Source organism: Glutamicibacter sp. NPDC090743 (assembly GCF_044769125.1).
GTDB lineage: Bacteria > Actinomycetota > Actinomycetes > Actinomycetales > Micrococcaceae > Glutamicibacter.
On the sequence record NZ_JBIVXE010000003.1, the window covers coordinates 221,158 to 244,404 of the forward strand.

A 23,247-nucleotide genomic window follows, 5' to 3' on the forward strand; every position below is an offset into this window, starting at 1 on the left:
TCGAGCTACTTCGCAGCCCAGAGCACCGAGTCGTCAGTTAACGAGAGCGTTTCGCTCATGCGGATTTTCGCATCTGCCACGGCCTCGGCCGGCACGTCGAAGACCACCTGGTAGCTTCCCTTCCCGCCCTTGGCCAAGGTAGGAACGTCCATGCCCGGCTTGGCGGTGATCGCAGTCGCGCTGCTGGTGCTGTAGATGCTTGCATCCGAGCCCACCAGCTCTGGATTAAGGTCCAGCCATGCGTCGCCTTCTTCTTCTCCGTTGTAGACAACAGAAAGGTCCACGAGGACATACTGGCCTTCGGCCTCCTGGTTGAACTCATTTGCCTTGGCGATCTGTGCGCCGGCATCCAGGTTCACCGCACTGACATTGACCGAATACTCGCCAACAGCAGCGGCCTGCCCCAAGGCCAATACCTGTGTTTCGTCTTCGGCTTGCTCGATGATCTCAGCCGGTGCCGCCACTTCGCCGTCGGAAGCGTCGGCAATGCCGTTGGCGACCTCGTCGATCGCCTTCACATAGGCTGCCTGGGTGGCGAACACAAAAACGATGGCTACGATGGCGATGATGCTCGATGCAACGCCCAAGCCCTTGCTGCCACGGCGCTTGGAAGCGACAATGAGCGAGACGATGCCCAGTACCAGAGCAATGAAACCGAGCACGGCGGCAAAGTTGTTGACGATCGGTACCCAGCACAGGGCCAATGCAACGATGGCCACGACCAGGGCCGCAATGCCCAGGCCCTTGCCAGCTGAGCTCTTGGCAGGCGGTGCCGGTGGCACCATGTTCGGATCGACCGGATTTTGTACAGACATGAAAGCTTCCTTCGAGTGAAGACGGCGCCACGCTGGCGCCGAGGCGGATATCAACCCAAGCGGATGAGGACTTCGGCCGAAAAGAGTCTTTGTTGACTCTTCAAGAATCATGCCAGTGCCTACCGGCAATTTAGCTTGCCCCGGATTCGGCTCCAGCCGAGCTGCCCAAGGCAGCTGCAGTTTCCGGAAGCCAAGTGCGGGCGATTGACGTGCACCATTCGGGTGTTCCAGCAGGTGCATCTGGCCCGCGGACCGATGCCTGCGATTCTCCCGGGAATTTTCCTGCGCTAGGCGGGCCCGTTGGCAAAACCTGGGTGATTCATTACAGAATGCACTTATGGCCACTTCCCTTGAACACTCCCCGGGCCGCAGTACATTGCGCTATGTGCGCCTCATGCTGCTCGCGGTGCCCCTGCTCCTTGTCGTTGCCATCGTCATCTATGGCATTGCCAACCAGCGCATTGAAGACTCCCTGAGTTCCTATTACCTGGGTCCAGCACGGGACTTGTTCGTTGCGATGCTGGTGACTACCGGAGTGCTGCTCGTGGTTTACACCGGAGACGAGCTGGAGGACTATGCACTGAATTTGGCCGGCTTCTACGCCATGTTCGTCGCCTTGGTTCCCACCAAGCTGGGTGAAACGCTGGCGCAACTGCCCCTGGGCGAGCAGAGGCGGCTCATCTTCTCCGTGCAGGTATCGGTTATTGCGATTCTCGTCGTCAGCTCGGTATTCATCTGGCTGGGAATCAGGACTAGCCGCGCTCCGCACCGCGCGCTGTTCCACAGCACCGCGACCGAAGCGCTCGGTTTGCTGAGCACCCTGCTCCTGGTCGGCTTTGTCCTGCTGCTGCTGTGGCGGACCGTTGAAGGCAAGCAGTTCGCCGGCGTGCATGCCAGCGCTGCATTCCTGCTGATCTTCTCCATGGGCATCGCCATCGCCAGCCACCTGGACCACAAGCCGCTGTGCGCGATGGACACCAGCGGAGGCAAGAAGCTGCACTACGCAATCATCCTGGTGCTGATGCTCATCGGATTGATTGCCTGGCCGATCCTGCTGGCCGCGGGCATCCAGGAGGCCCTATTCATTGTCGAATGGTTCGAGATCAGCCTTTTCTCGTATTTCTGGTATCTGGAATCCCGGCGCTTGTGGAACCCGGTTCCCTGAGTCCGCTAGGCAAAATACCCGCCGCTGGTCCGGCAACTGGCCCCTGCTACCTAACTCGGCTTTTTCCTGGCGAGGCTAGTCAGGGCTAGGTGCCAGAATTCCGGTTTCAGGCGAAAATAAAAGGTTCCGACTCGCGAATGCGAGCCGGAACCTTCTTGTAAGCTCCTCCAACTGGACTTGAACCAGTAACCCTTCGATTAACAGTCGAATGCTCTGCCAATTGAGCTATGGAGGATTGCAACGAGATATAACTTTACCCAAGATTCCCGCGAATGCAAAATCGGGATCCTAGGTTCCGCGAAGGATCCTCCGGCGCATCTCCAGTTCCATCAGTTCCCGGTTGATCTGGGCATATTCTTCGCCTTCGGGTGCCATTTCAGCACGCTGCAAGCGGCCGATCAACTCAGCCTTGCGGTGTGTGATTTGAAGCTCAATCAAGCCGTTGATGATGTCGGCGCAGTAGCGGTTCAGGCTATGTTCGTCAGATGCCGGAATGCTGGTCACTGCGAGTTCTGAAACGAAGCTGCGCAACTGCTCGGGGACTTCGTCGCGAATGACTTCAACCCAGGAGGTCGCCGACGCGCCTGCGCTGGACGCGGCAACGACGCCATCGTGGACAGCAGAGTGCGCCGGGGCCAGGAAGCGAGCCTCGTAGAACGCCTGCCATTGCTCGTCCTTCAACCGCTGCGGCTGCTGGATCACCACTTCCAGGGCCTGTCGTTCAAGGCGCATCACCGGGTCGCGGTGATCCGGGCGTTCAAAGGCCGCCGCCGGGATTGCCTGTTCAGCCTCCCCCGGTTGCGGGTGTGGTGCCTGCAGGTCTGCGTTCTTCGGCAACCGGGCGCGTTTGATGGAGGCGCCCACCGAGCGGTTGACGTCCTCATTATTCATTCCCAGCCAGCCGGCAAGCTCACGGGCATATGCCGGACGAATGGCCGAGTCGCGGATCTGCGCAACGATCGGAGCGGTCTGGCGCAAGGCCTGGACACGTCCTTCAACGGTGTTCAGATTGAATTTCTTCAATTCGGCACGGATGGCGAATTCAAACAGCGGACGCTTGAGCTCGATGAGCTCGCGTACAGCTTCGTCTCCGCGGTGCAAACGCAAGTCGCACGGGTCAGCACCGGTTGGTTCAACACAAACGTAAGTCTGGGCAATAAATCGCTGGTCTTCTTCGAAGGCGCGCAGCGCGGCCTTCTGGCCTGCGGCGTCACCATCGAAGGTGAAGACGACTTCGCCACCGGTGCCGTCATCCTGCAGCAGGCGACGGGCAATCTTGATGTGGTCCGTGCCGAAAGCGGTACCGCAGGTGGCTACCGCGGTGGTGATGCCAGCCAGATGGCAGGCCATCACGTCGGTGTAGCCTTCCACCACAACGATCTGGCGGCTCTTGGAAATCTGCTTCTTGGCCAGGTCCAGGCCATAGAGGACCTGGGATTTCTTGTAGAGCTGGGTCTCCGGGGTGTTCAGATACTTCGGGCCCTGGTCATCCTCGTAGAGCTTGCGTGCACCGAAGCCGATGGTGGCACCAGACAGGTCGCGGATCGGCCACATGACACGTCCGCGGAATCGGTCATAGATTCCGCGGTTGCCCTCGGAGAACATGCCCGTCAGCTTCAGCTCATCATCAACGAAGCCCTTGGAGCGCAGGTGCTTGAGCAGCGAATCCCAGCCCTTGGGCGCATAGCCCACGGAGAATTGGGCTGTGACTTCCTGGTCAAAACCGCGACCGGCAAGGAACTCGCGGCCGGCGGCTCCTTCCTCGGTAGCCAGCTGCGCGCGGAAGAATTCCTCGGCGACCTTGTGCGCGTCGACCAGGCGCTGGCGCTTGCCGTAGTCTTCGCGGCGCGGTCCCGGTCCCCCGTCTTCATAGCGAAGCTCGTAGTTGATCCGGGCAGCCAGAAGTTCCACAGTTTCGGTGAACGACGAGTGGTCCATTTTCTGGATGAAGGCGATCACGTCGCCGGACTCGCCACAGCCAAAGCAGTGGAAGGTTCCTAGCTGCGGGCGAATATGGAAGGACGGACTGCGTTCGTCGTGAAAAGGGCACAGGCCCTTGAACGAGCCAATGCCCGCGGATTTGAGCGTGACATAGGATTCGACGACCTCACGGAGGTCGGTGCGGTTACGCACCTCGTCGATATCTTCACGCTTGATCAGCCCTGCCATGATTCCCTTCTAGAACAACTTTGCGTCAGGGGCTTCGCCCTTAACCAGATACGAGTGCCATTCGGTGGCTGAGACGTCAGTGAGCGAGGCGACCTGGTCAATCACCACACGCAGCTGGGCCGCTTCATCAGCGGCGTCTTCCCAGTCAGCTGCGAAGATCGGCTCCAGATTATCCCGGCCCGTTTCAAAGAGCAGTTCGACCAGCTCGGTCAGCAGCGTGCGCTGATCCAGGTAGAGCGGCTGGCGCACTTCCGAAGCCATCACGTAGCTGGCCGCGATGCCCTTCATCACGGCAATCTCGTGTTCGGTTTCCTCGGGCACAATCAGGTTCGCGTTATAGCGGGTGAGCTTGCCTTCCCCGAAGCGTGCCCGGGTGGCATCCATTGCGGCGGCAGCGAAGCGGCCAATGAATTGGCTGGTCATGTCCTTCAGCGCCGCCATGGAACGCCGTGAGCCGTCAAAATGCGAAACCCACTCATCGCTGATTTCCAGGCGGCGCAACGCCGCATCGATGTCGGCCTCCCCAGTGGTCGGCAAGTACCAGTCCTTGGTCACCTGCAACGCACGCTCGCGCTGCAGATCCTGCTTGAGCCAACGCAGCTGCAGCTTGCCGCCGACAATTGCGTCTTCCACGTCATGAACCGAGTAGGAAATGTCATCAGCCAAGTCCATGACCTGGCCTTCCATGCAGACCGCTCCGGCGGTGGCCTCCGGGACATTGCGCAACCAGTTGAAGACGGTGGCGTCATCCTCGTAAACACCGAACTTCCTGGTTTTCTTGCCGTTGACCTCTGGCGCATCGGTTTTCAGCCACGGGTACTTGCACGCTGCATCCAGCGAGGCCCGCGAAAGATTCAACCCGGCCGAATGCCCGTTGTGCCGGAAAGTCTTGGTTTCCAAGCGAGTGAGCAAACGCAAGGTCTGGGCATTGCCCTCGAATCCGCCAATGTCCTTGGCTGCCTTGTCCAGCGCCTTCTCGCCGTTGTGGCCAAAGGGCGGATGACCCAGGTCGTGCGCCAAGCAGGCGGTGTCGACGACATCCGGATCGCAGCCAAGGGCCGCACCGAGCTCGCGGCCCACCTGGGCCACTTCCAATGAGTGGGTGAGCCGGTTGCGCACGAAGTCATTCTGGTTCGGTGCCACTACCTGGGTCTTGGCGCTCAAACGGCGCAAGGCGGAGGAATGCAGCACGCGGGCACGGTCCCGCTCAAAGGCAGTACGGTAGGACTTCTTCGCTGGTTCAGGCACCCACCGCTGCTGGTCGGCTTCGGTATATCCGGGGATCTGAGTCATAGTTCCTAGTCTAGTAACTCTTTGCCGGCATTGAGGAGTTATCCACTAGTGGCGTAGCCGTGGCTATTCCGGGGTGGCTAGCCGCCGGAGATATCCAGCTCAGCGGCCTTGATCATTTCGCGGTGGGCATCGCTCATCACGCGGTTATCCAGCCAGCCGTCGGGGACGTGCGTCTTCTTCGGGTGGCCCGCACGTCCGCGGGTGCCTTCTGCGGCACCCCCCGGGTATGGCAGGTCCAGATCCAGCTGGTCCAGCAGTTCGCGCAGCACTGCCAGGGATGGCACCTGGGCCAGCTGCGAGCGGATTTCGCCGCCTACCGGGTAGCCCTTGAAGTACCAGGCAATGTGCTTGCGGATATCGCGCATGCCCTTGCCCTCGTCCTCGAAGAATTCGGCCAGCAGTTCGCCATGGCGGTATACGGTGTCAGCGACCTTGCGCACGCCCGGGCGGAAACGGTCTTCACGGCCCTCGAAGGCCGCCTGCAGGTCGCCGAAAATCCATGGCCGGCCCTGGCAGCCACGGCCTACCATGACGCCGGCGGCACCGGTCTGCTCAACCATTTCAATGGCGTCCTCGGCACTGAAGATATCGCCGTTGCCCAACACCGGCATGTCATCCATGGCTTCGCGCAGGGTGGTGATCGCGTCCCAGTCGGAGTGCCCCGCGTAGTACTGGCCGGCGGTGCGCGCGTGCAAGGTGACTGCGGCCGCACCGTGGTCCCGGGCAATTTTCGCTGATTCCAGGTAGGTCAGGTGGTCCTTGTCGATGCCGATGCGCATCTTCACGGTCAGCGGGATATCGCCCTTGGCGGCCTCTGAGGTCGCGGCTTCGATGATGGAGGTGTAGAGATCCGATTTCCAGGGCAGGGCCGAGCCGCCGCCCTTGCGGGTGACCTTTGGAACTGGGCAGCCGAAGTTCAGGTCAACGTGGTCCGCCAGGTTTTCGTCAACCACCATGCGCACGGCAGCGCGCACGGTGCCGGGGTCCACGCCGTAGATCTGGATGGAGCGGATTTCCTCGTCGGGATCGTGGGAGATGATGCGCAAGGATTCGGGGTTGCGTTCCACCAGTGCCCGGGCGGTCACCATTTCGGTCACGTACAGCCCGCCGCCGTATTCGCGGCAGAGGCGGCGGAAAGCGCGGTTGGTCACCCCAGCCATCGGAGCAAGAACCACCGGGGTATCAATGGTCAGCTTGCCCAGCTGCAATGGAGGCAGCTTGAGGGTCGGGGTGTTGGTTGGCGCATCAGTCAGGGTCGTCACCCATCCATTATCCCGCACGAACGCAAAACAGTAACTGAGATCTTCATCAAATCTTGATGCCGAGGCGCTGGATTATTGTCCTGATGTGGACCAAAATGATGCAATGACAAGTAAATTTTCGGCGGCGCGGGTGGTTTTGCTGGCCCTTGCCGCCGCCATTGTGGCTTTGGTTATATCCGCATTGCTCGTGGTTTCGCTGCGTTCGGCACCAGAGGTCCACGGGGAGAACACCCCGGAAGGGGTCGTGCAAAGATATCTGATGGCTTTCGAGGCCGAGGATTTGCCGGCCATGCAGCGCCACACCATTGAAGGCCAATCCAGGATGCTGTGCTCTCCCGAACCCTATGCCCCGCAGCCACTTGATGTGCAGCTGCTGCGCAGCACCGTCGGGGAGTCCAGTGCTACCGTCCGCACCAGGTTCAATACCCGCGACGCCCAATTCCTGCCCTTGGGGAATCTCTCCTCATATGAAGAGGCCTTCGAGCTGCGCAAGGTCGATGGAACCTGGCTGATTGACCGCATGCCGTGGCAGGTCGGCCTGTGCACCGCCGAGGAGATGGGTTACTGATGGCCGCAACCGCCCCGGCGTTCCACGTGCAAAGCAGCAGCGTGCTGCGTCCGGTGATCCTCCACGGCTTGCTGTTCGTGCTGTTGATGGTCTCGGCTACGGGTCTGTCTACGTTCTTTACCGCGCTCTTCCATGGTTTCGATTCCTTGCTGGTCAGCACCGAGCAGCTGGCGATGGCCTTCACCTTCACCCTAGTTGGAATCCCCTTGGCCTGGTTGTTGTGGCGTTCCATCCGCAAGCGCCTGGCCCGGCCGTCGGCCTTCGACTCAGCCATCTGGTCCTTGCAGGCCTCCGCCGCGTACCTTGCCACCCTGGCTGCCAGCAGCTGCGCCGCGCTGGCGTTCCTGGCGGGACTTGTTTCCGCAGCCCGCGACGGGGCATGGCAGTCGACGCTGGCGGTGGCCTTGGGCTGGGGCACGGTGTGCGCCTGGCAGCACCGCCAAATTACTTCATCGCGTACTGCACCACGGCAATTCGCCCAGCTGGCGGCCACCGTGGGAAATTACTTCAGCATGGTGCTCTTCGCGCTTTCGCTGGTTGCCACGCTGACGGTCGCGTTGGAAATCCTGTTCGTGCCGGAAAATACGCTGGTGGGTCCCACCGGCATGCCGAATCTGCTGATGGCGCTGGTCTGGCTGGCCGGTTCCTCGGCCCTGTGGTTCTGGCATTGGAAACTGCGCAGAGTCCAGATGATGTCCAATCTCCTGAACAGCATCCTGCTGGTTGTATTGGGCCTGGCCGCACCGGCGTTGGCGTTCCTGCTGGCGATCGCCGAGCTGGTTTCCTGGGTGTGGCCGCAGGCATGGACGGCGCAGGAACGCACCGACCTCTTCCTCGACGGCGGTCCAAGCCTGCTGGCCATCATCGTGGCGGCCGCGGTTCTCTGGATTTATCACCAGTCCCAGCTGCGTTCCGGGCTGCACCCTGCCGCCGTGGTTGGCGCAGCGCACCTGGCGCTGAGCGGTGTCAGCCTGGCCGTGCTGGCTACCGGTCTGGGCATGGTGGTCAATGCGCTCTTCGCAGCACTGGGGTCCAGCGTCTCGGTGGGCTACTCCGCGGGTTTGCTGGGCCATGGTCTCGGCTTGCTCGCCTTCGGAACCGCCGCATGGCTTTGGTACTTCAAGCCCTGGAAGCCCTTCCCGGCAGACTCGCGCAGCGCCTATTTGGTCCTGTTCTTCGGAGCCAGTTCCGTCGTCGCGCTGGTTTCCCTGCTGGTCTTCGGGTACCGGATTTTCGAGTTCTACCTGGAACCCGATTCTCGTCTTGATTCCCTCCTGGACACCGTTCGCGGCCCGCTGGGCTGGCTGGTTGCGACCGCTGCCGTGGCCGGCTACCACTTTGCGCTGTGGCGTTCGGATAAGGATTCCAGAGCCGGTTCTTCTGGAAAATCCATTGCCTCTCAGGGGGCGATAACACGTCGAGCAGTGGTAATCGTTGGCCCGGCGCCTTCCGAGCCGATGGCGGCTCAGCTCAAAGCGCGCCCGGAGCTAGCGGTGACGTGGATGGCTTCGTCCGGCCCTGCGCTGGACGACCGGGCCGAGGTGTCGGTGCTGGCGCGCATCGAGGAATACCTGGCAACTCATCATGACTCCTTCATGGTCCTTGCCGAAGCTGACGGGTCGGTGCGTTTTATCAATCTCGCCTAGTCGGAACGCATTCATCACCAATCTGTAAATAGGTTCGTCTATTGTGACTTATTTTGCCCTAACCTAAAAACATCATGGTAGTGTGACTTTTTGTGCTCGCGATTCAGTGAGTGTTCCCTAATTACGGAAAGTCGCATGACCCTCCTTGCGCCGCATCAACCCACCAACAAGTCCGATCGAACCAAAGCCGCCCATGGATCAGCAGGATTGGCCGCCAGCAATGCTTGGAAGTCAGCGGCGATGGCCCTGTGCCTCGGTTTGCTCGCAGTCGCCCTCTTCGCGTCTTTGGGCATTGGAGCAAAGGCTATTGCACCGCTGGCTGCCGGGCAGGCGCTATGGGGAATTGGCACACCTGAAACACTGGTGATCATCAACGAGCTGCGCCTGCCGCGCACCGCGATTGGGCTCCTGGCAGGAATGTCCCTGGCTGTTGGCGGCGCATTGATTCAGGCACTGACCCGCAATCCGCTGGCAGATCCCGGTATCCTCGGGGTCAACGCGGGCGCCGGATTCGCCGTCGTGCTCGCAGTGGCATTCCTGGGCATCACCCACATTTCCCAGTACATCTGGTTCGCCTTCGCCGGGGCCGTGCTGGCCACCCTCGCGGTATACCTCATTGGATCGCGTGGCCGCGGTGGAGCGACACCGGCCAGGCTGACCCTGTCCGGCGTCGCACTGGGCGCCGTGCTGGGAGGAATTTCCAACGGGATGACCCTGCTCAACCCCGAGGCTTTTGACCGCATGCGCTATTGGGGCGCGGGAACCTTGAACAACCGCACCCTGCCCATGGTGGGCGTCATCGCCCCTTTCGTTATCCTGGGGCTGGTATTGGCGGTGCTGTGCACCCGCTCGCTGAACACATTGGCCTTGGGCGATGAGGCCAGCCTCGCGCTGGGTACCAATATCGGCCTGACCCGCGCAGTGGTGATCGTGGCGGTCACCCTGCTCTGCGGCGCAGCGACCGCCGCCGCCGGCCCGATCGGCTTCGTGGGCTTGATGATCCCGCATATCAGCCGTTGGATCGTCGGACCGGATCAGCGATGGATCCTGTGTTTTTCGATGATCCTCGGCCCGGTGCTGTTGCTCGTTTCCGATGTGCTCGGCCGCATCGTTGTCCCGCCCGGCGAAATGCAGGTGGGGGTCGTCACGGCCTTGCTTGGCGCTCCGGTGCTGATTTGGCTGGTTCGGCGCAAGCGGGCTAGCGGACTATGAGTGCTGTGGATTTCGGCCCGGGCCACCGGGTACTGCGCATTGGACGCATCTGGTTGCGCGTGCAACCACGTCAGCTGCTTCTCGCCGCACTGCTCTCGGTGTTGGCGGCCGCCCTGGGCCTCTACGCGTTGGCCACTGGCGACTACACGCTGGGCTTGGGCGAAGTGCTCAATACCCTGGCTGGAGCCGGGGAGGCCAGCAGCCAGCGGGTGGTGCTGCAATGGCGGCTGCCCCGCGTTCTGATGGCACTGCTATTGGGCGCAGCGCTAGGCGCCAGCGGGGCAATTTTCCAATCCATGACCCGCAATCCCCTGGGTTCTCCAGACATTATCGGATTCAATACCGGTGCCTATACCGGTGCGCTGGCCGTCATGCTGGTCTTCGGCGGCGGGTATTTCCAGGTGGCACTCGGTGCATTGGCTGGTGGCTTGGCCACCGCGGTCGTGGTGTATACCTTGTCCTTTAAGAACGGCTCTGAGGGATTCCGGCTGATCATCGTCGGGATCGCGGTCAGCGCGATCCTCGCTTCGGCCAACACCTGGCTGATCTTGCGCAGCGAGCTGGAGGACGCCATGTCCGCGGCCATCTGGGGTGCCGGCTCGCTCAATGCCATCGGCTGGGACCAGGCCATACCGGCCGCAGCGGTAGCCCTGCCTCTCGCGCTGGGCGCCATGGCCTGCACGCGCAGGATGCGCCTGCTGGAACTGGGCGACGACGCTGCTGTGGCGCTGGGCATCAACACCGAATCCAGCAAGCTGTCCTTGCTGGTGATCGGGGTGGCGTTGACTGCCCTGGCCACCGCGGCGGCAGGCCCCATCGCCTTCATCTCGCTAGCTGCTCCGCAAATCGCGCGCCGGATCATGGGCAGCGCAGGCGTGTCGTTGGCTTACTCGGCATTGCTCGGCGCCGTGCTGCTGCTGGCCAGCGATGTGCTGGCCCAGCGCGTTTTGGATAACACTTCCCTGCCGGTTGGCGTAGTCACCGTCAGCATCGGCGGGGTCTACCTGATCTGGCTACTACTTCGTGAGGCACGACGCCAATGAGCATGACCCATCCGCAGCTATCCGCCGACCGGCTCACCTTGGGCTACGGGCCATCGGCCATCTCCGAAAACCTCTCGCTATCCATCCCCCCGGGCTCGTTTACGGTCGTCATTGGACCCAACGCCTGCGGCAAATCGACCTTGCTGCGCGCCCTGTCCAGGGTGCTGAAGCCTTCCTCCGGCCAGGTCATCCTGGATGGCAAACCGATCCTGTCCCTGCCAGCCAAGCAGGGGGCCCAGCGGCTGGGGCTGCTGCCGCAGTCCTCCATCGCCCCGGATGGCATCACCGTTGCGGATCTGATCGCCCGCGGCCGCAGCCCGCACCAAGGCTTGTTCTCCCAATGGTCTGCCGCGGACGAGCAAGCAGTGCTCAGCGCCATGCACGCCACAGGCACCACCGGGCTCTCCCGGCGGCTGGTCGACGAACTATCCGGCGGGCAACGCCAACGCGTCTGGATCGCCATGGTACTGGCCCAGCAGACTCCTTTGCTGCTGCTCGATGAACCGACCACCTTCTTGGACATCTCCCACCAGATCGAAATCATGGAACTGTGCCGCAGGCTCAACGAGCAACAGGGCAATACGGTGGTTGCGGTGCTCCATGACTTGAACCAAGCGTGCCGCTACGCCACGCACCTGATCGCGATGAAATCCGGTGAGATCGTCGCCGCAGGACCTCCCTCGCAGATTGTCACCGAGGAGCTGATCCGCGAGGTTTTCGCCTTGCCCTGCACCATCATCCAGGATCCCGTCTCGCACACACCACTCGTGATCCCGCTGGGCCACGAGGCCATCTAAGAAGGAAAAGAACATGCAACCAATGACCCGACGCGTCTTTTTCGGCGCAGCTTCGCTCGCCGCCGCCCTGGCCCTGGCCGCCTGCAGCCCGAGCACCCAGGCCGCTTCCCCTTCAAACGGCGAAGCCAGCGCAGCGTGGAGCTTCACCGATTCCGGCTATGGAAAAACCATCTCCATGGATGCCGCACCGCAAACGCTGGTCACCGATTCCTATTCGGCTGCGGCACTCTGGGACTACGGCATCCGCCCCTCGGGCGTCTTCGGATACGGTTTGGACGAGTCGGGCAGCCTGGCCCTTGGCAGTGCGGATCCAGCAGAGATGACCATCATCGGCCAGGACGGAGAGTTCAGCCTGGAGAAGTTGCTTGGCCTCGACCCGGATCTGATCGTGGGCTTCGGCAATGCCGAAGGCACGGGCTGGACCTGGTGGGATGACAAGGTCCAGGCAGAGGCCACTGCCACGGCTCCATTCCTGGGCATCAAATTTGGCAACCGGCCTGTTCTGGAGGTCATCGAGGACTATGAATCATTGGCCAAGTCATTGGGCGGGGATATTGCGTCGCAGTCCGCCGCCAAGGCCGACTACCAAGCCAAACTTGAACAGTTGCGTGCCTTGGCCAAGGACCAGCCGTTGCGGATCATCGCGCTCAATGGGTATGACGACCTGTACGTCGGCCAGAAATCACTGGGCCAGCTGGCCCTGCTGGACGAACTCGGATTCGATATTGTCGGCCAGACCGAGGACAGCGGCTGGGCTTCAATGAGCTGGGAGAAGGTTGCCGACTACCCTGCCGATGTGGTGCTGAGCTATTCGGGCACCGCGCAGCAGGTCAAGGACCATCCCGTCTTCGCGTCTTTGCCAGCGGTAGAGGCCAGCCAGGTGGTCGAATGGGATGATAAGCGTCCGTTCACCTACAGCAGCTATGCGCAATGGTTCGACGAGCTGATCGCAGTGCTCAACACAGCCAAGAGCCTGAACTAGGGGCATTGCGCCGAGGTCCGGTACCCGGGCGCCACGAAGCGCACCGGGGCGCCGGCCCCAGCAGTTCACCGAGCCTGCCTAAGCCAGCACGCCCAGCAGCACTCCCCCGAGCGCACCGATGGCCACGACAATCCATGGGGCCATCTTCCAGGCGGTCAGCAAAACGAAGCAGAGCAAGGCCAGGACGAAAGCGGGAGCCGAAGTAATCGCCGAGGTGAAGACCGGGTTGTACAGTGCGGCGGCGAGCACCCCGACCACTGCCGCGTTGGCGCCATGCATGATGGCCCTGGCGGCAGGCCAGTGGCTCACCCGGTTCCAGAACGGCAGCACGCCGAGCAGCAGCAGGAAGCCCGGAAGGAAAATGGCAAGCAAGGCGATGAGCGCTCCGGCCGCGCCGCCGGGACCCGAGTCGACGAGGACGCCAAGGTACGCGGCGAAGGTGAAGAGCGGTCCGGGCATGGCCTGGGCCGCGCCGTAGCCGGTGAGGAATTCTTGGGAACTGATCAGCCCGGGATCCACGACTGCGCTTTGGAGCAGCGGCAGGACCACGTGCCCGCCGCCAAAGACCAGGGCGCCGGAGCGGTAGAACGCATCGGTGAAGCCCAGCAGATCCCAGCCCGTTGCAAGGGCTGCCACCGGCAACCCGAAAAGCAGGATGGCGAACAGCGACAGGCAGCTGATGCCCACGGTCCTTGATACCGGAAACTGCATAGCCGCCGCTGCTCCGGCATCCTTGCCGCGGCACCAGAAATATCCTGCCAATGCGCCGAAGGCAATGGCCAGGACCTGCCCGAAGCTTCCGGCCAAAAGCAGCGCCGATCCGGCAGCGACAACCGCAATGGCGGCACGGGCACGATCCGGAGCCAGGTTCCTTGCCATGCCCAGTACCGCGTGGGCGATAATGGCGACCGCGACGATTTTCAGGCCGGCCAGCAGCCCGGTACCGATGGGACCGCTGAACAGCGAAGCGCCGAAGGCGAAGACCGCCATCACCACCGCAGAGGGCAGGGTGAACGCCAGGAATGCCGCCAGGGCACCGCGCATTCCGGCCCGGTGCAAGCCCAAGCCGAAACCGACCTGGCTGGATGCCGGGCCGGGCAGGAACTGGCTCAATGCGACCAGTTGGGCGTACTGCTGGTCATCGAGCCAGCGGCGGCGATCAACCAGTTCGGTGCGGAAGTATCCCAAGTGGGCGATGGGACCGCCAAAAGAGGTCAAGCCGAGCTTCAGGAAGACCTTGAAGACTTCCCTGGCCGAGCCCTGTGCCATGCGCTGTAATTCCATGGATTCCAGCATAAGTCGTGGAGGAAAACGGAAGGTAAACAGCGATAGCGCGCCACGCTAATTGCGTGATGCCACCGGGATCCGGGGGCTGGCGCTCTTCGCGTTCCGCGCTCCGGAGATCGAGGCCAGGCCAACGGCGAGCAGTGTCAGCAAGGTACCCATGACAGTTGCGGCGGTGACGGACGAACCGGTGGCCGGGAAGAAAACGTCCAGGAGCAGCGAGCCCACCAGCTGGCCGCCAACGGCCGCGAGGCTGGTGACCAGCACTCCGAGCCGCTTGACCACCAGGGCGGTGATGCCGACGAACAGGCAACCGAGCAGTCCGCCGATGTAGTACCACCAGGTGCCTGGCAGCGGGTCCAGGCCGATGCCGGCAGGCAACCGCACCAGCATCACCATCGCCAGGACCACGAACCCGACGGCAAAGTTCACCAGGGTCGCCGCCGTGGCGCCGCCATAAGCCGCCGCTTGCGCGCCGTTGGCAGCTGCCTGGAAGCCCATGAGCATGCCGACGGCTGCCGAAAGCGCCATCGGCAGGAGCAACGCGGAAAGGTCCGCGTCGGCTGCGCGCGGACTGACCGCCCAAACCACGCCGATAATGGTCAGCACCACGCCGAGGATGCGCAAGGCATTGATCTTGCGCGGTGCGGCCCCGCCAAAGCCCACCCGGTCCATGAACATGGAACCGATTGCCTGGCCGGTCACCAGGCAGACGGTGAACAGCGCCACCCCAATGAGCGGCACCGCTGCGGCCTGGCTGAAGACAATCAGGGCACCTACCGCGCCGGCCACCAGGTACCAGCGCGGGAAACAGCCCTGGGCCAAGACGCGCGGCACTTGCGCCACCGAGCCGCGCACCGCGGGAACAAAGATGGCCAGCAGTACCAATGCCGCCAAGCCGACACCGAAACTGATGGTTGATGCCGCGATGGCGTCCCCCAGCTTCGCGCCCAGCGCCCCGTTGATGCGCGACTGCACGCACAGCAGCAGGCCCGAAGCGATGGCAAGCAGGATGAACAGGATCTTTCCGCCGGAGCGGACCTGCGCGGTCATGGTGGTGCTGGTGGTCAACAGAGTTCTTTCAAGAAGTGGAGGCTGGTGCAGAATGGCAAAAACGGGACCCGCCAGGCGGGTCCCGTTCTTGCTGGCATTACTTCGCCGCGTCGCTGGCGAGGATATGCGTCGTGGATATGACGGTGGCCTGGTCAACCACTGCCAACGCATCAATCAGCGAGGAGAGGACGAACATCGACGAGTCGACTTCCAGCTTCACCGGGTACTGGTGGATCAGCATGGCGACCATGTCGCGCACCGCTTCTGCCACTTCGTCATCGCTGAAGGCCGGGTTGTGGCCTACCAGCACGTCGGTCGGGGCGTTCTCACGCGCCGGCACGTAGCTCACGGCGAAGGCCAGCGGAACACCGCCCTCGCGCTTCGGCTTGTCGCGCAGCACCAGCGCGCCCTGCGCACCGGTGTGCTCGTCGAGCAGCATCCTCTGGGCCGAACCCACGGTCATCTTGGCCGGATCCCAATCGGTGTGCACCGCGTTGTAGAAATCCATCACCAGCTTGGTCAATTCCACGCTGCCGGTGGACAGGTCCTCGATCACCCGGTCATTGGTGTCGAAAACCGGTTCAGCCAAGGCACCCGGTTCCAGGATGACATCGCGCGAGACCTGGATTTCGCCCAGGCCCAGCGACTGGCAGAAGCCAGCCGCCGCGGCAGCAGGATCGCCGGCGGTCACGGTATAGCGGGCCTTGAGCTCCGTAGCCTGGCCCGCAGGGATCTGCTTGCGCAGCTGCTGAACCAGCGCGGTGCCCACGCCGGACCGGCGCTGCTCGGCAGCCACCTCGACATAGAGCCATAGCCGCTGCGGGTGCAGCGAAGAGGCGAACACCACCCCGGCGCCGATAGCCACCTGGTCAACGGTGGCTACCAGAGTGCGGGAGAACGGTGCATCGCTGTTTTCGCGCAGCATGGTGCGGTCCTGGTGGGCCTGCGGGGAACGCGGGTCGCCGAAGATCTGCAGCAGCTGGAGGTCGTCCCCGGAGCGCCACAGGCGGAATTCCAGTTCGTTCATCGGGCTCTAGGCTCCGTTCAGGCGCTCGGAAAGGTAAGCGGTGACCTGGTCCAGGGAAACACGTTCCTGGGACATGGTGTCGCGTTCGCGGATGGTCACGGCCTGGTCCTCGAGGGTGTCGAAGTCCACGGTGATGCAGAACGGGGTGCCGATCTCATCCTGGCGGCGGTAGCGGCGGCCAATGGCACCGGCGTCATCGAAGTCGATGTTCCAGCGCTTGCGCAGCTCGGCAGCCAGGTCCTTGGCCTTCGGGGAAAGGTTCTCATTGCGGCTCAGCGGCAGCACCGCGGCCTTGACCGGAGCCAGGCGCGGATCGAGCTTGAGCACGGTGCGCTTGTCTACGCCGCCCTTGGTGTTCGGTGCTTCGTCCTCGGTGTAGGCATCGACCAGGAAGGCCATCATGGAACGGGTCAGGCCGAAGGAAGGCTCGATCACGTAGGGGGTGTAGCGCTCACCGGTGGCCTGGTTGAAGTAGGACAGCTCGGAGCCCGAAGCCTTCGCATGGCTGGACAGGTCGTAGTCGGTGCGGTTGGCAACGCCCATGAGCTCGCCCCACTCCGAGCCCTGGAAGCCGAAGCGGTACTCGAAGTCGATGGTGCCGGCCGAGTAGTGCGCGCGCTCGTCTTCTGGCACGTCGAACTGGCGCAGGTTCTCTTCTTTGATGCCCAAGTCCAGGAACCATGCCCAGCAATCCTTGACCCACTGGTCGAAGAAGGCGGGGGCATCTTCCGGAGCGGTGAAGAACTCGATTTCCATCTGCTCGAACTCGCGGGTGCGGAAGATGAAGTTGCCCGGGGTGATTTCGTTGCGGAAAGCCTTGCCGATCTGGCCGATGCCGAATGGCGGCTTCTTGCGCGAGGCGGTGAGCACGTTGGCGAAGTTCACGAAGATGCCCTGGGCGGTCTCCGGACGCATGTAGGCCAGGCCGGCTTCGGTATCCACTGGGCCCAGGAAGGTCTTCATCAGGCCGGAGAACATCTGCGGCTCGGTGAACTGGCCCTTGGTGCCGCAGTCAGGGCAGGCGATCTCGCTCATCCCGTCCTTGGCGGCACGGCCCTTCTTGGTCTCGAAAGCCTCGATCAGGTGGTCCTGGCGGTGGCGCTTGTGGCACTGGATGCATTCGACCAGCGGGTCGGTGAAGGTGGCCACGTGGCCCGACGCTTCCCAGACAGCCTTGGGCAAGATGATCGACGAGTCCAGGCCAACCATGTCCTCGCGGCCGCGAACGAAGTTCTGCCACCACTCGCGCTTGATGTTTTCCTTCAGTTCGGTGCCCAGGGGACCGTAATCCCATGCCGAACGGGAACCACCGTAGATTTCACCAGCCTGGAAAACGAATCCTCGACGCTTTGCGAGGGAAATAACCTGGTCTAGCTTGGACTGTGGCGCCATATCAACTCCAATGGGAATTACGAGGCCGCTGGTTGCGGTCCGTAGAAAAATACATACCTTCCAAGGGTATCGTTTCCGCGGCCTGCAGACGAAGCCGAATCAGGTAACGCCGACGTGAACTTCCACGCCTTTGGCCGATTCTTACGATGCAGCGCACTTATTTAGGGAAGAATGGAAGCCATGAGTGCCAACGAAGCTTTTGACCTAGAAATCCGCGACGAGTCCATCCGCTTGGGCCAGTTGCTCAAACTTGCCTCCCTGGCCGAGGATGGCATCCACGCCAAGGAAATGATTTCCGACGGAATCGTCACCGTCAATGGAGAGGTGGACACCCGTCGCGGGGCGCAGATCCGCCCCGGCGACGTGGTGTGCGTGAATGGTGAATGCGTGAAGGTCACCGCCCAGCAGTAGTCAGCTTTTCCCCAGGACGACCCTGTTGAGGAACTCGGCCACATCCTGTAGTTCTTCCATGCACACCGAGTGGCCAATCTGCCGGTAGGTTTCGCTGGCCAATTCGGTGTGCCCCGGGACCCACCCCAGGGTGTATTCGATCTTGTCCCGGGTGATCACCGGGTCAGACAGGTCGCGGCCCCAGAACAGCGGCAGCGGCTTTTCTGCCAGCTTCGCGTCGTCGAATATTTCCAGGGGCCCGGGATCCACGGCGAAGCCCGAGAGCCCGACGACGGCTTCAATGGAATCGGGCTGGTAGCGTGCCAATGAAGTGGCCATGGCCATGCCCTGGGAGAAACCGAGCAGGGTGATCGAGGAGTGCTGTTTTACCAGCGGTTCCAGCAATGCCCATAGCGCTTCGACGCTGCGTGCCACCGACTCGATGGAGTAGTCGATTTCCTGGGTCAGCGGGAACCAGCTGTACCCCGGGCCTGCTTGCAGCGGTGCGCGCACCGAGAGGTAAGTGAACTCTTCGGGCAGATGCTGCGAGAGCCCCATGAGGTCTTGTTCATTCGAGCCATAGCCGTGCAGGAACACCAGCAGCGGAGTTCCAAGGCGGGATTCGTCGTTACGGGAGATGATGGCCACTGGAGCCTGATCCGGGATAGTCATAGTTCCCCAAGACTATCGAACAGGACGTAGCGGGGAACTACAGCTAGCTCAGCGCTTCCGCGACCCGATTCCATCAAGTCCCCGGCCACCGGCGATGGCAGCGCCCGGGTGCCGCAGAACTTCCCCATAATCGCCGTCGAATCTGCTGATGGCGTTGGCCGGCACTCTCCTGGAACCTTGGTCTTCCAAGGCCTGGAAATCCAGTTGACATGTTACAAGATTATAAATCTTGTAAAAATTGCTTAGCTTTCCAAGTTTTTCGTGTTCAACTGGACCAACGGCCTCACGGCCCTCCGGAACGCCGCTCTCGCCGGACGAGGCAGCGACAGAGTTAGGAATAGGCGCCATGGACGAAATTGAATACAGCGACAATATTCCGGGGCAGCTGCAAGAGGATCTCGATAGTTTCGGGTACATCGAACCGGACCCGGGAAGCGCTTCGTCCCTATTCGAAAACGTGGACACCGTATTTTCAGTCGGCACTCCCCTGTTCGCCATGCTCTTTATCGCCGTTATCGGATTGATCATCTTCGTAGCGGTGCGCAATTACCGCAAAGCCAAGAGCGCCGGTTTTGATCCGCTGACCCTGGAAACCGAACTGATGGCAAGAGCCGCTAATTCAGCTATGCTGGCGCCGGAAAAATCCCTTGAGGACAAGCTTGCCGAACTCGATTCCCTGCACTCGCGAGGAATCATTACCCGCGACGAGTACTTGCAGGCGCGCCGGGACGCTTTGAGCGTCTAGCACGGCGGCTCATGGAATCATCCTCGGGAATGATTGACTATAAGTTACCCTTTGGTAACAATAGATTCGTGCCAAACGATTCTGCTTCTGAACCATCAACTTCCGCCAATGCCCCACTGCATCCGTGGCGCCGCTATGTCGCCATTGGGGACTCGTTCACCGAGGGCATCGGCGACCCCGACCCGTCGAGCACCGGCCGCCACCTTGGCTGGGCCGACCGCTTGGCCCATGAGCTCAGCCGCACCGTCCCGGACTTCTCGTATGCCAATCTCGCCATTCGAGGCCGGCTGATCGGCCAGATCGTTGCCGAACAGCTCGATCCCTGCATTGACCTGAAGCCCGATCTGATCTCGCTCTGCGCAGGCGGCAACGACGTCCTGCGCCCGGGCGGGGATCCAGACAAGATTGCAGATATCCTCGACAATGCGGTAGCCAAGCTCACCGATACGGGCGCCACGCTCTTGCTCTTCACCGGGCCCGATATTCGCGATACCCCGGTTTTGGGAAGCATCCGAGGCAAGGTGGCGATCTACAACGAAAACGTGCGCACCGTAGCCGCCCGCCACGACGCCATCGTGGCGGACATGTGGGCCTTGCAGGAGTTGCACCAATCCCAGATGTGGGCACCGGATCGCCTGCACTTCTCCCCCGCCGGGCACCAGCGCATTGCCGCCATGGCACTGGACTCGCTGAACGTCGCGCATCCGCTGGACACCGAAATCGTTCCGGCCGTGGATGAACGCAGCTGGAGGGAAGCCCGCAAGGAGGATCTGCAGTGGGCGCGTGAGCATCTTGCTCCCTGGGTATTGCGCCGCCTGCGCCACCAGTCCTCCGGCGACGGCATCACCCCGAAACGGCCCTCGGCCACGCCGTTTGCGCAGACCAAGCCAAACGACTCGCTCGGCGCCGGCGACAGCGCCAAGTAGGCATGAAAAGCCTGAAGCAGTTCCACCGATTACTGGCGGAACTGCTTCAGGCTTTGAAATCTTCCCGAGCCCCTTCCGGGGTTCAGTCTCCGAACACCAAGGTCCGAAGCACGCCATCGAGCTGCGTGGCATCGGTCAGGAATCCATCGTGGCCAATCGGCGAATCAATGTAGTGCACCGGTTTTGGCTTGGCCAGCGACGAAGCCAGCTTCACTGACTGCTCAGGAAAGTACAACCGGTCAGTGGTTACCGCGGCAACCACCACGTTGACCTTCGCCAGTCGCGCCAAGGCGGCTTCCAGGGATTCATGGCCGCGAGCCACATCATGGCTCATCAGCGCCTCGGTGAGCACCAGGTAGCTGTTGGCATCGAAACGATTCACCAACTTGCTGGCCTGATGGTCAAGATAGCTTTCCACCTGGTACCGCCCGCGAGGCCCCTCGAGCAGACCCGTTGGCTTCTCGCCATCCTGCGGGTTGCGCGAGAAACGGGTTTCAAGCTCGGCCTCGGAACGATAGGTGATGTGGGCCAGGCGGCGAGCCAAGCCAAGACCGGCGTCCGGGCGCGCATCGTTGCCGTAGTAGTCGCCATTGCAGAAGTGCGGATCCAACCGGATGGATTGGGTTTGCACCTGTGCAAAGGCAATTTGCTCGGCAGTCGCCTGCGCGCTCGAGGCCATCACTACGAGGTTCTTGACTTGGTCGGGGAACTCGACGGCGTATTCCAACGCGCGCGCACCGCCCATCGAACCGCCAATGACCGCATGCCAGGAATCAATTCCCAGTTGCTTGGCCAGCCGCGCTTCAAGGCGCACCGAGTCCTTGATGGTGACGAAGGGAAAGCTCGAACCGTAGGGCAGGCCCTGGTCGCCCAAGGACGAGGGGCCGGTGGAACCATTGCAACCACCCACCATGTTGATGGACACGACAAAGTACTCATTGGTGTCAACCGTGGCGCCGGGGCCTACGAGTTCTTCCCACCAGCCGGCGCTTTGCGAATCGCCTTGCGCAACGTGGGCGTCACCGGTGAGCGCATGCATCACCAGCACCGCGTTGGAGCCATCAGCTGCTAGCGTCCCCCACGTTTCATAGGCCAGCACCACGTCCGGAAGGAATCCACCGAATTCGAAGTGGTGCTCCCCCACGGACTTACGGCGCAAAATGCCGTCTTGCCCGCCAGCGAGCTCTTCGGCGCGCAGAGTATCTTCAGTAGTCACAATGGATGCCATGCCTAGAGGGTTTCCTGCAGTTCCTTGTTCTCGAGGGCTGCAACAGCTTGGAAGCCCAGTTCCAGATCGGCCAGAATATCCTTGATATTCTCCAGTCCGACGCTCAGCCGCACCAGTCCCGGGCTCACGCCGGCCGCAACCTGCTCAGCTTCGGAGAGCTGGGCATGGGTGGTGGAGGCCGGGTGGATGACCAATGAGCGCACGTCGCCGATGTTCGCGACATTGGAGTGCAATACCAGTGCGTCCACGAAGGCCTGGCCGGCTTCCGAACCGCCCTCCAGTTCGAACGCGATGATCGAGCCGGCGCCCTGATCGCTGTACTTCTGCGCACGCTCATGCCAAGGCGAGGACTTCAGGCCTGCGTAGGCGACCTTCTGCACTTCCTCGCGGGCTTCGAGCCAATTGGCAACTTCTACGGCATTCTGGCCGTGGCGCTCAATGCGCAGCGACAAGGTTTCCAGGCCCTGCGCGATCAAGAACGCGTTGAACGGCGCAACCGAGGAACCCAAATCGCGCAGCAACTGCACGCGGGCCTTGAGGATGTAGGCCAGATTGGCGCCCAGGATGCCGTTGACACCCAGGTCGCGGGCGAAGACCAGGCCGTTGTATGACTCGTCCGGGGTGTTGAATCCCGGGAAGCGGTCGGCGTCCTTGGCGAAGTCGAAGTTGCCCGAGTCCACGATGACACCGGCAATGGCATTGCCGTGGCCGCCAAGGAACTTGGTGGCCGAATGGATCACGATATCCGCGCCCCACTCGATCGGGCGGATCAGGTACGGGGTGGCCAGGGTGTTGTCCACCAGCAGCGGCACGCCAGCTTCGTGGGCGATCGCCGAGATGCCCTCGATGTCCAGGACGTCCTGTCGCGGATTGGAGATGGTTTCCCCGAAGAAGGCCTTGGTGTTCGGACGCACCGCGGCACGCCAATCATCCAGGTTGTCCGGGTCCGAAACGAAGGTGACCTCGATGCCCAGGCGCTTGAGCGTGTGCTTGAGCAGGTTCTGGGTTCCGCCATACAGGCTGGGGCTGGCCACCAGGTGGTCGCCGGCTTCGGCCAAATTCAAGATGGCGAAAGTGGTGGCAGCCTGTCCCGAAGAGAGCAGCAGTGCTCCAACGCCGCCCTCCAGGTCAGCGATGCGGGTTTCCACCGCGTCAGTGGTCGGGTTGCCGATACGGGTGTAGATCGGCTCCAGTTCCTGCAGCGCGAAACGTGCAGCAGCGCTCTGGGCGCTGGGGAAGACGAAAGAGGTGGTTTGGAAAATCGGGAGAGCCCGTGCTCCGGTCGTCGGATCCGGGGTCTGGCCGGAGTGGATCTGACGGGTTTCAAATGACCAGTTATTGCTCATGGTTTCCTCCAAATAGCGTTTCATGACTATGGGGGTACGCCACTGAAAAGACACCGACAGGAAGCACCATATCGTGACGACTTCCAGGGGTAACCCGCGCTTGTCCTTGATGCCTTGTGCGTTCAAGGGCCAGGTCTTCACCCGGGGCACCCCACCGCGGTTGGAGGGTTGCCGCCCAGTAAGCCGGGGCTTGTTACTGGGACTCATGACCTGGTACCAGTTTGCCCGAAAA

21 protein-coding genes, 1 tRNA gene and 1 riboswitch are annotated in these 23,247 nt (G+C 62.1%); of the genes, 10 read left to right on the top strand and 12 right to left on the bottom strand.

Going from position 1 to position 23,247, the window contains the following annotated elements; translation table 11 throughout:
- Positions 1–5: 5 nt before the first annotated feature.
- Entirely contained in the window at positions 6–815 is an 810-nt protein-coding gene (locus ACIQTS_RS07490; RefSeq protein ID WP_400290305.1) for a DUF4352 domain-containing protein, read from the bottom strand.
- A 337-nt stretch (positions 816–1,152) separates the two neighbouring features.
- On the opposite strand from ACIQTS_RS07490, the gene ACIQTS_RS07495 reads away from it, so the two are divergent.
- Positions 1,153–1,980, top strand: a complete 828-nt coding sequence (locus ACIQTS_RS07495) for a hypothetical protein (protein ID WP_400290303.1) — start codon at positions 1,153–1,155, stop codon at positions 1,978–1,980.
- A 162-nt stretch (positions 1,981–2,142) separates the two neighbouring features.
- On the opposite strand, the gene ACIQTS_RS07500 is transcribed toward ACIQTS_RS07495, so the two are convergent.
- The 4 genes from ACIQTS_RS07500 to dusB all read right to left on the bottom strand — a co-directional run bounded on the left by ACIQTS_RS07500 (position 2,143) and on the right by dusB (position 6,704).
- Positions 2,143–2,215: transfer RNA gene (locus ACIQTS_RS07500), tRNA-Asn, on the bottom strand.
- A gap of 53 nt (positions 2,216–2,268) precedes the next feature.
- A complete protein-coding gene (gene dnaG / locus ACIQTS_RS07505) occupies positions 2,269–4,149 on the bottom strand; it encodes a DNA primase (RefSeq protein WP_105657213.1) in 1,881 nt (626 codons plus the stop codon).
- Between the two features lie 9 nt (positions 4,150–4,158).
- Positions 4,159–5,442: a deoxyguanosinetriphosphate triphosphohydrolase gene (locus tag ACIQTS_RS07510; protein WP_332498739.1), complete on the bottom strand. Its 1,284-nt coding sequence runs from the start codon at positions 5,440–5,442 to the stop codon at positions 4,159–4,161.
- Positions 5,443–5,519: 77 nt separating this feature from the next.
- The gene (dusB, locus tag ACIQTS_RS07515) at positions 5,520–6,704 is read right to left on the bottom strand and encodes a tRNA dihydrouridine synthase DusB (protein WP_402472397.1); all 1,185 of its coding nucleotides are present in this window, start codon (positions 6,702–6,704) and stop codon (positions 5,520–5,522) included.
- Between the two features lie 103 nt (positions 6,705–6,807).
- Between dusB and ACIQTS_RS07520 the strand changes: the two genes are divergently transcribed.
- The 6 genes from ACIQTS_RS07520 (at position 6,808) to ACIQTS_RS07545 (ending at position 12,952) form a co-directional block, all read left to right on the top strand.
- Positions 6,808–7,272, top strand: a complete 465-nt coding sequence (locus ACIQTS_RS07520; protein ID WP_402472400.1) for a hypothetical protein — start codon at positions 6,808–6,810, stop codon at positions 7,270–7,272.
- Positions 7,272–8,918 carry a DUF5671 domain-containing protein gene (locus tag ACIQTS_RS07525; protein ID WP_402472402.1) on the top strand — a complete coding sequence of 549 codons (1,647 nt, stop codon included), beginning with the start codon at positions 7,272–7,274 and terminating at the stop codon, positions 8,916–8,918. The genes ACIQTS_RS07520 and ACIQTS_RS07525 overlap by 1 nt, the downstream gene beginning before the upstream one ends.
- Before the next feature lie 135 nt (positions 8,919–9,053).
- Positions 9,054–10,130 carry an iron chelate uptake ABC transporter family permease subunit gene (locus ACIQTS_RS07530; RefSeq protein ID WP_402472405.1) on the top strand — a complete coding sequence of 359 codons (1,077 nt, stop codon included), beginning with the start codon at positions 9,054–9,056 and terminating at the stop codon, positions 10,128–10,130.
- Positions 10,127–11,173: a FecCD family ABC transporter permease gene (locus ACIQTS_RS07535; protein WP_402472407.1), complete on the top strand. Its 1,047-nt coding sequence runs from the start codon at positions 10,127–10,129 to the stop codon at positions 11,171–11,173. Before ACIQTS_RS07530 ends, ACIQTS_RS07535 begins: the two co-directional genes overlap by 4 nt.
- A complete protein-coding gene (locus ACIQTS_RS07540; protein WP_402472408.1) occupies positions 11,170–11,970 on the top strand; it encodes an ABC transporter ATP-binding protein in 801 nt (266 codons plus the stop codon). Before ACIQTS_RS07535 ends, ACIQTS_RS07540 begins: the two co-directional genes overlap by 4 nt.
- 13 nt (positions 11,971–11,983) lie before the next feature.
- Positions 11,984–12,952 (top strand): ABC transporter substrate-binding protein, encoded by a 969-nt coding sequence (locus ACIQTS_RS07545; RefSeq protein WP_332502599.1) that lies wholly within the window; start codon positions 11,984–11,986, stop codon positions 12,950–12,952.
- A gap of 78 nt (positions 12,953–13,030) precedes the next feature.
- On the opposite strand, the gene chrA is transcribed toward ACIQTS_RS07545, so the two are convergent.
- From chrA to ACIQTS_RS07565, 4 genes are all read right to left on the bottom strand, one after another.
- A complete protein-coding gene (chrA, locus tag ACIQTS_RS07550; protein ID WP_402472412.1) occupies positions 13,031–14,236 on the bottom strand; it encodes a chromate efflux transporter in 1,206 nt (401 codons plus the stop codon).
- Between the two features lie 57 nt (positions 14,237–14,293).
- Positions 14,294–15,307 carry a DMT family transporter gene (locus ACIQTS_RS07555; protein WP_402472414.1) on the bottom strand — a complete coding sequence of 338 codons (1,014 nt, stop codon included), beginning with the start codon at positions 15,305–15,307 and terminating at the stop codon, positions 14,294–14,296.
- A 79-nt stretch (positions 15,308–15,386) separates the two neighbouring features.
- Positions 15,387–16,316: a GNAT family N-acetyltransferase gene (locus ACIQTS_RS07560; RefSeq protein ID WP_402472416.1), complete on the bottom strand. Its 930-nt coding sequence runs from the start codon at positions 16,314–16,316 to the stop codon at positions 15,387–15,389.
- Positions 16,317–16,322: 6 nt separating this feature from the next.
- On the bottom strand, positions 16,323–17,708 hold the full coding sequence (locus ACIQTS_RS07565; RefSeq protein ID WP_332486693.1) for a glycine--tRNA ligase: 1,386 nt from the start codon (positions 17,706–17,708) through the stop codon (positions 16,323–16,325).
- Positions 17,709–17,888: 180 nt separating this feature from the next.
- Here ACIQTS_RS07565 and ACIQTS_RS07570 point away from each other — a divergent pair, with 180 nt between their 5' ends.
- On the top strand, positions 17,889–18,119 hold the full coding sequence (locus ACIQTS_RS07570; protein WP_181148825.1) for an RNA-binding S4 domain-containing protein: 231 nt from the start codon (positions 17,889–17,891) through the stop codon (positions 18,117–18,119).
- Here the strand turns inward: ACIQTS_RS07570 and ACIQTS_RS07575 are convergent, their stop codons facing one another.
- Entirely contained in the window at positions 18,120–18,770 is a 651-nt protein-coding gene (locus ACIQTS_RS07575) for an alpha/beta fold hydrolase (RefSeq protein WP_332502605.1), read from the bottom strand.
- A 346-nt stretch (positions 18,771–19,116) separates the two neighbouring features.
- Between ACIQTS_RS07575 and ACIQTS_RS07580 the strand changes: the two genes are divergently transcribed.
- Together ACIQTS_RS07580 and ACIQTS_RS07585 are read left to right on the top strand one after the other, a co-directional pair.
- Positions 19,117–19,515, top strand: coding sequence for an SHOCT domain-containing protein (locus tag ACIQTS_RS07580; protein WP_402472419.1), 399 nt, complete (start codon positions 19,117–19,119; stop codon positions 19,513–19,515).
- 68 nt (positions 19,516–19,583) lie between these two features.
- Positions 19,584–20,441 carry an SGNH/GDSL hydrolase family protein gene (locus ACIQTS_RS07585; protein ID WP_402472421.1) on the top strand — a complete coding sequence of 286 codons (858 nt, stop codon included), beginning with the start codon at positions 19,584–19,586 and terminating at the stop codon, positions 20,439–20,441.
- An 82-nt stretch (positions 20,442–20,523) separates the two neighbouring features.
- Here the strand turns inward: ACIQTS_RS07585 and ACIQTS_RS07590 are convergent, their stop codons facing one another.
- Together ACIQTS_RS07590 and ACIQTS_RS07595 are read right to left on the bottom strand one after the other, a co-directional pair.
- Positions 20,524–21,669 (bottom strand): homoserine O-acetyltransferase, encoded by a 1,146-nt coding sequence (locus ACIQTS_RS07590; protein ID WP_332489386.1) that lies wholly within the window; start codon positions 21,667–21,669, stop codon positions 20,524–20,526.
- Between the two features lie 2 nt (positions 21,670–21,671).
- Positions 21,672–23,015 carry a bifunctional o-acetylhomoserine/o-acetylserine sulfhydrylase gene (locus ACIQTS_RS07595; protein WP_332731328.1) on the bottom strand — a complete coding sequence of 448 codons (1,344 nt, stop codon included), beginning with the start codon at positions 23,013–23,015 and terminating at the stop codon, positions 21,672–21,674.
- A 91-nt stretch (positions 23,016–23,106) separates the two neighbouring features.
- Positions 23,107–23,226: riboswitch (SAM riboswitch) on the bottom strand.
- Positions 23,227–23,247 lie beyond the last annotated feature (21 nt).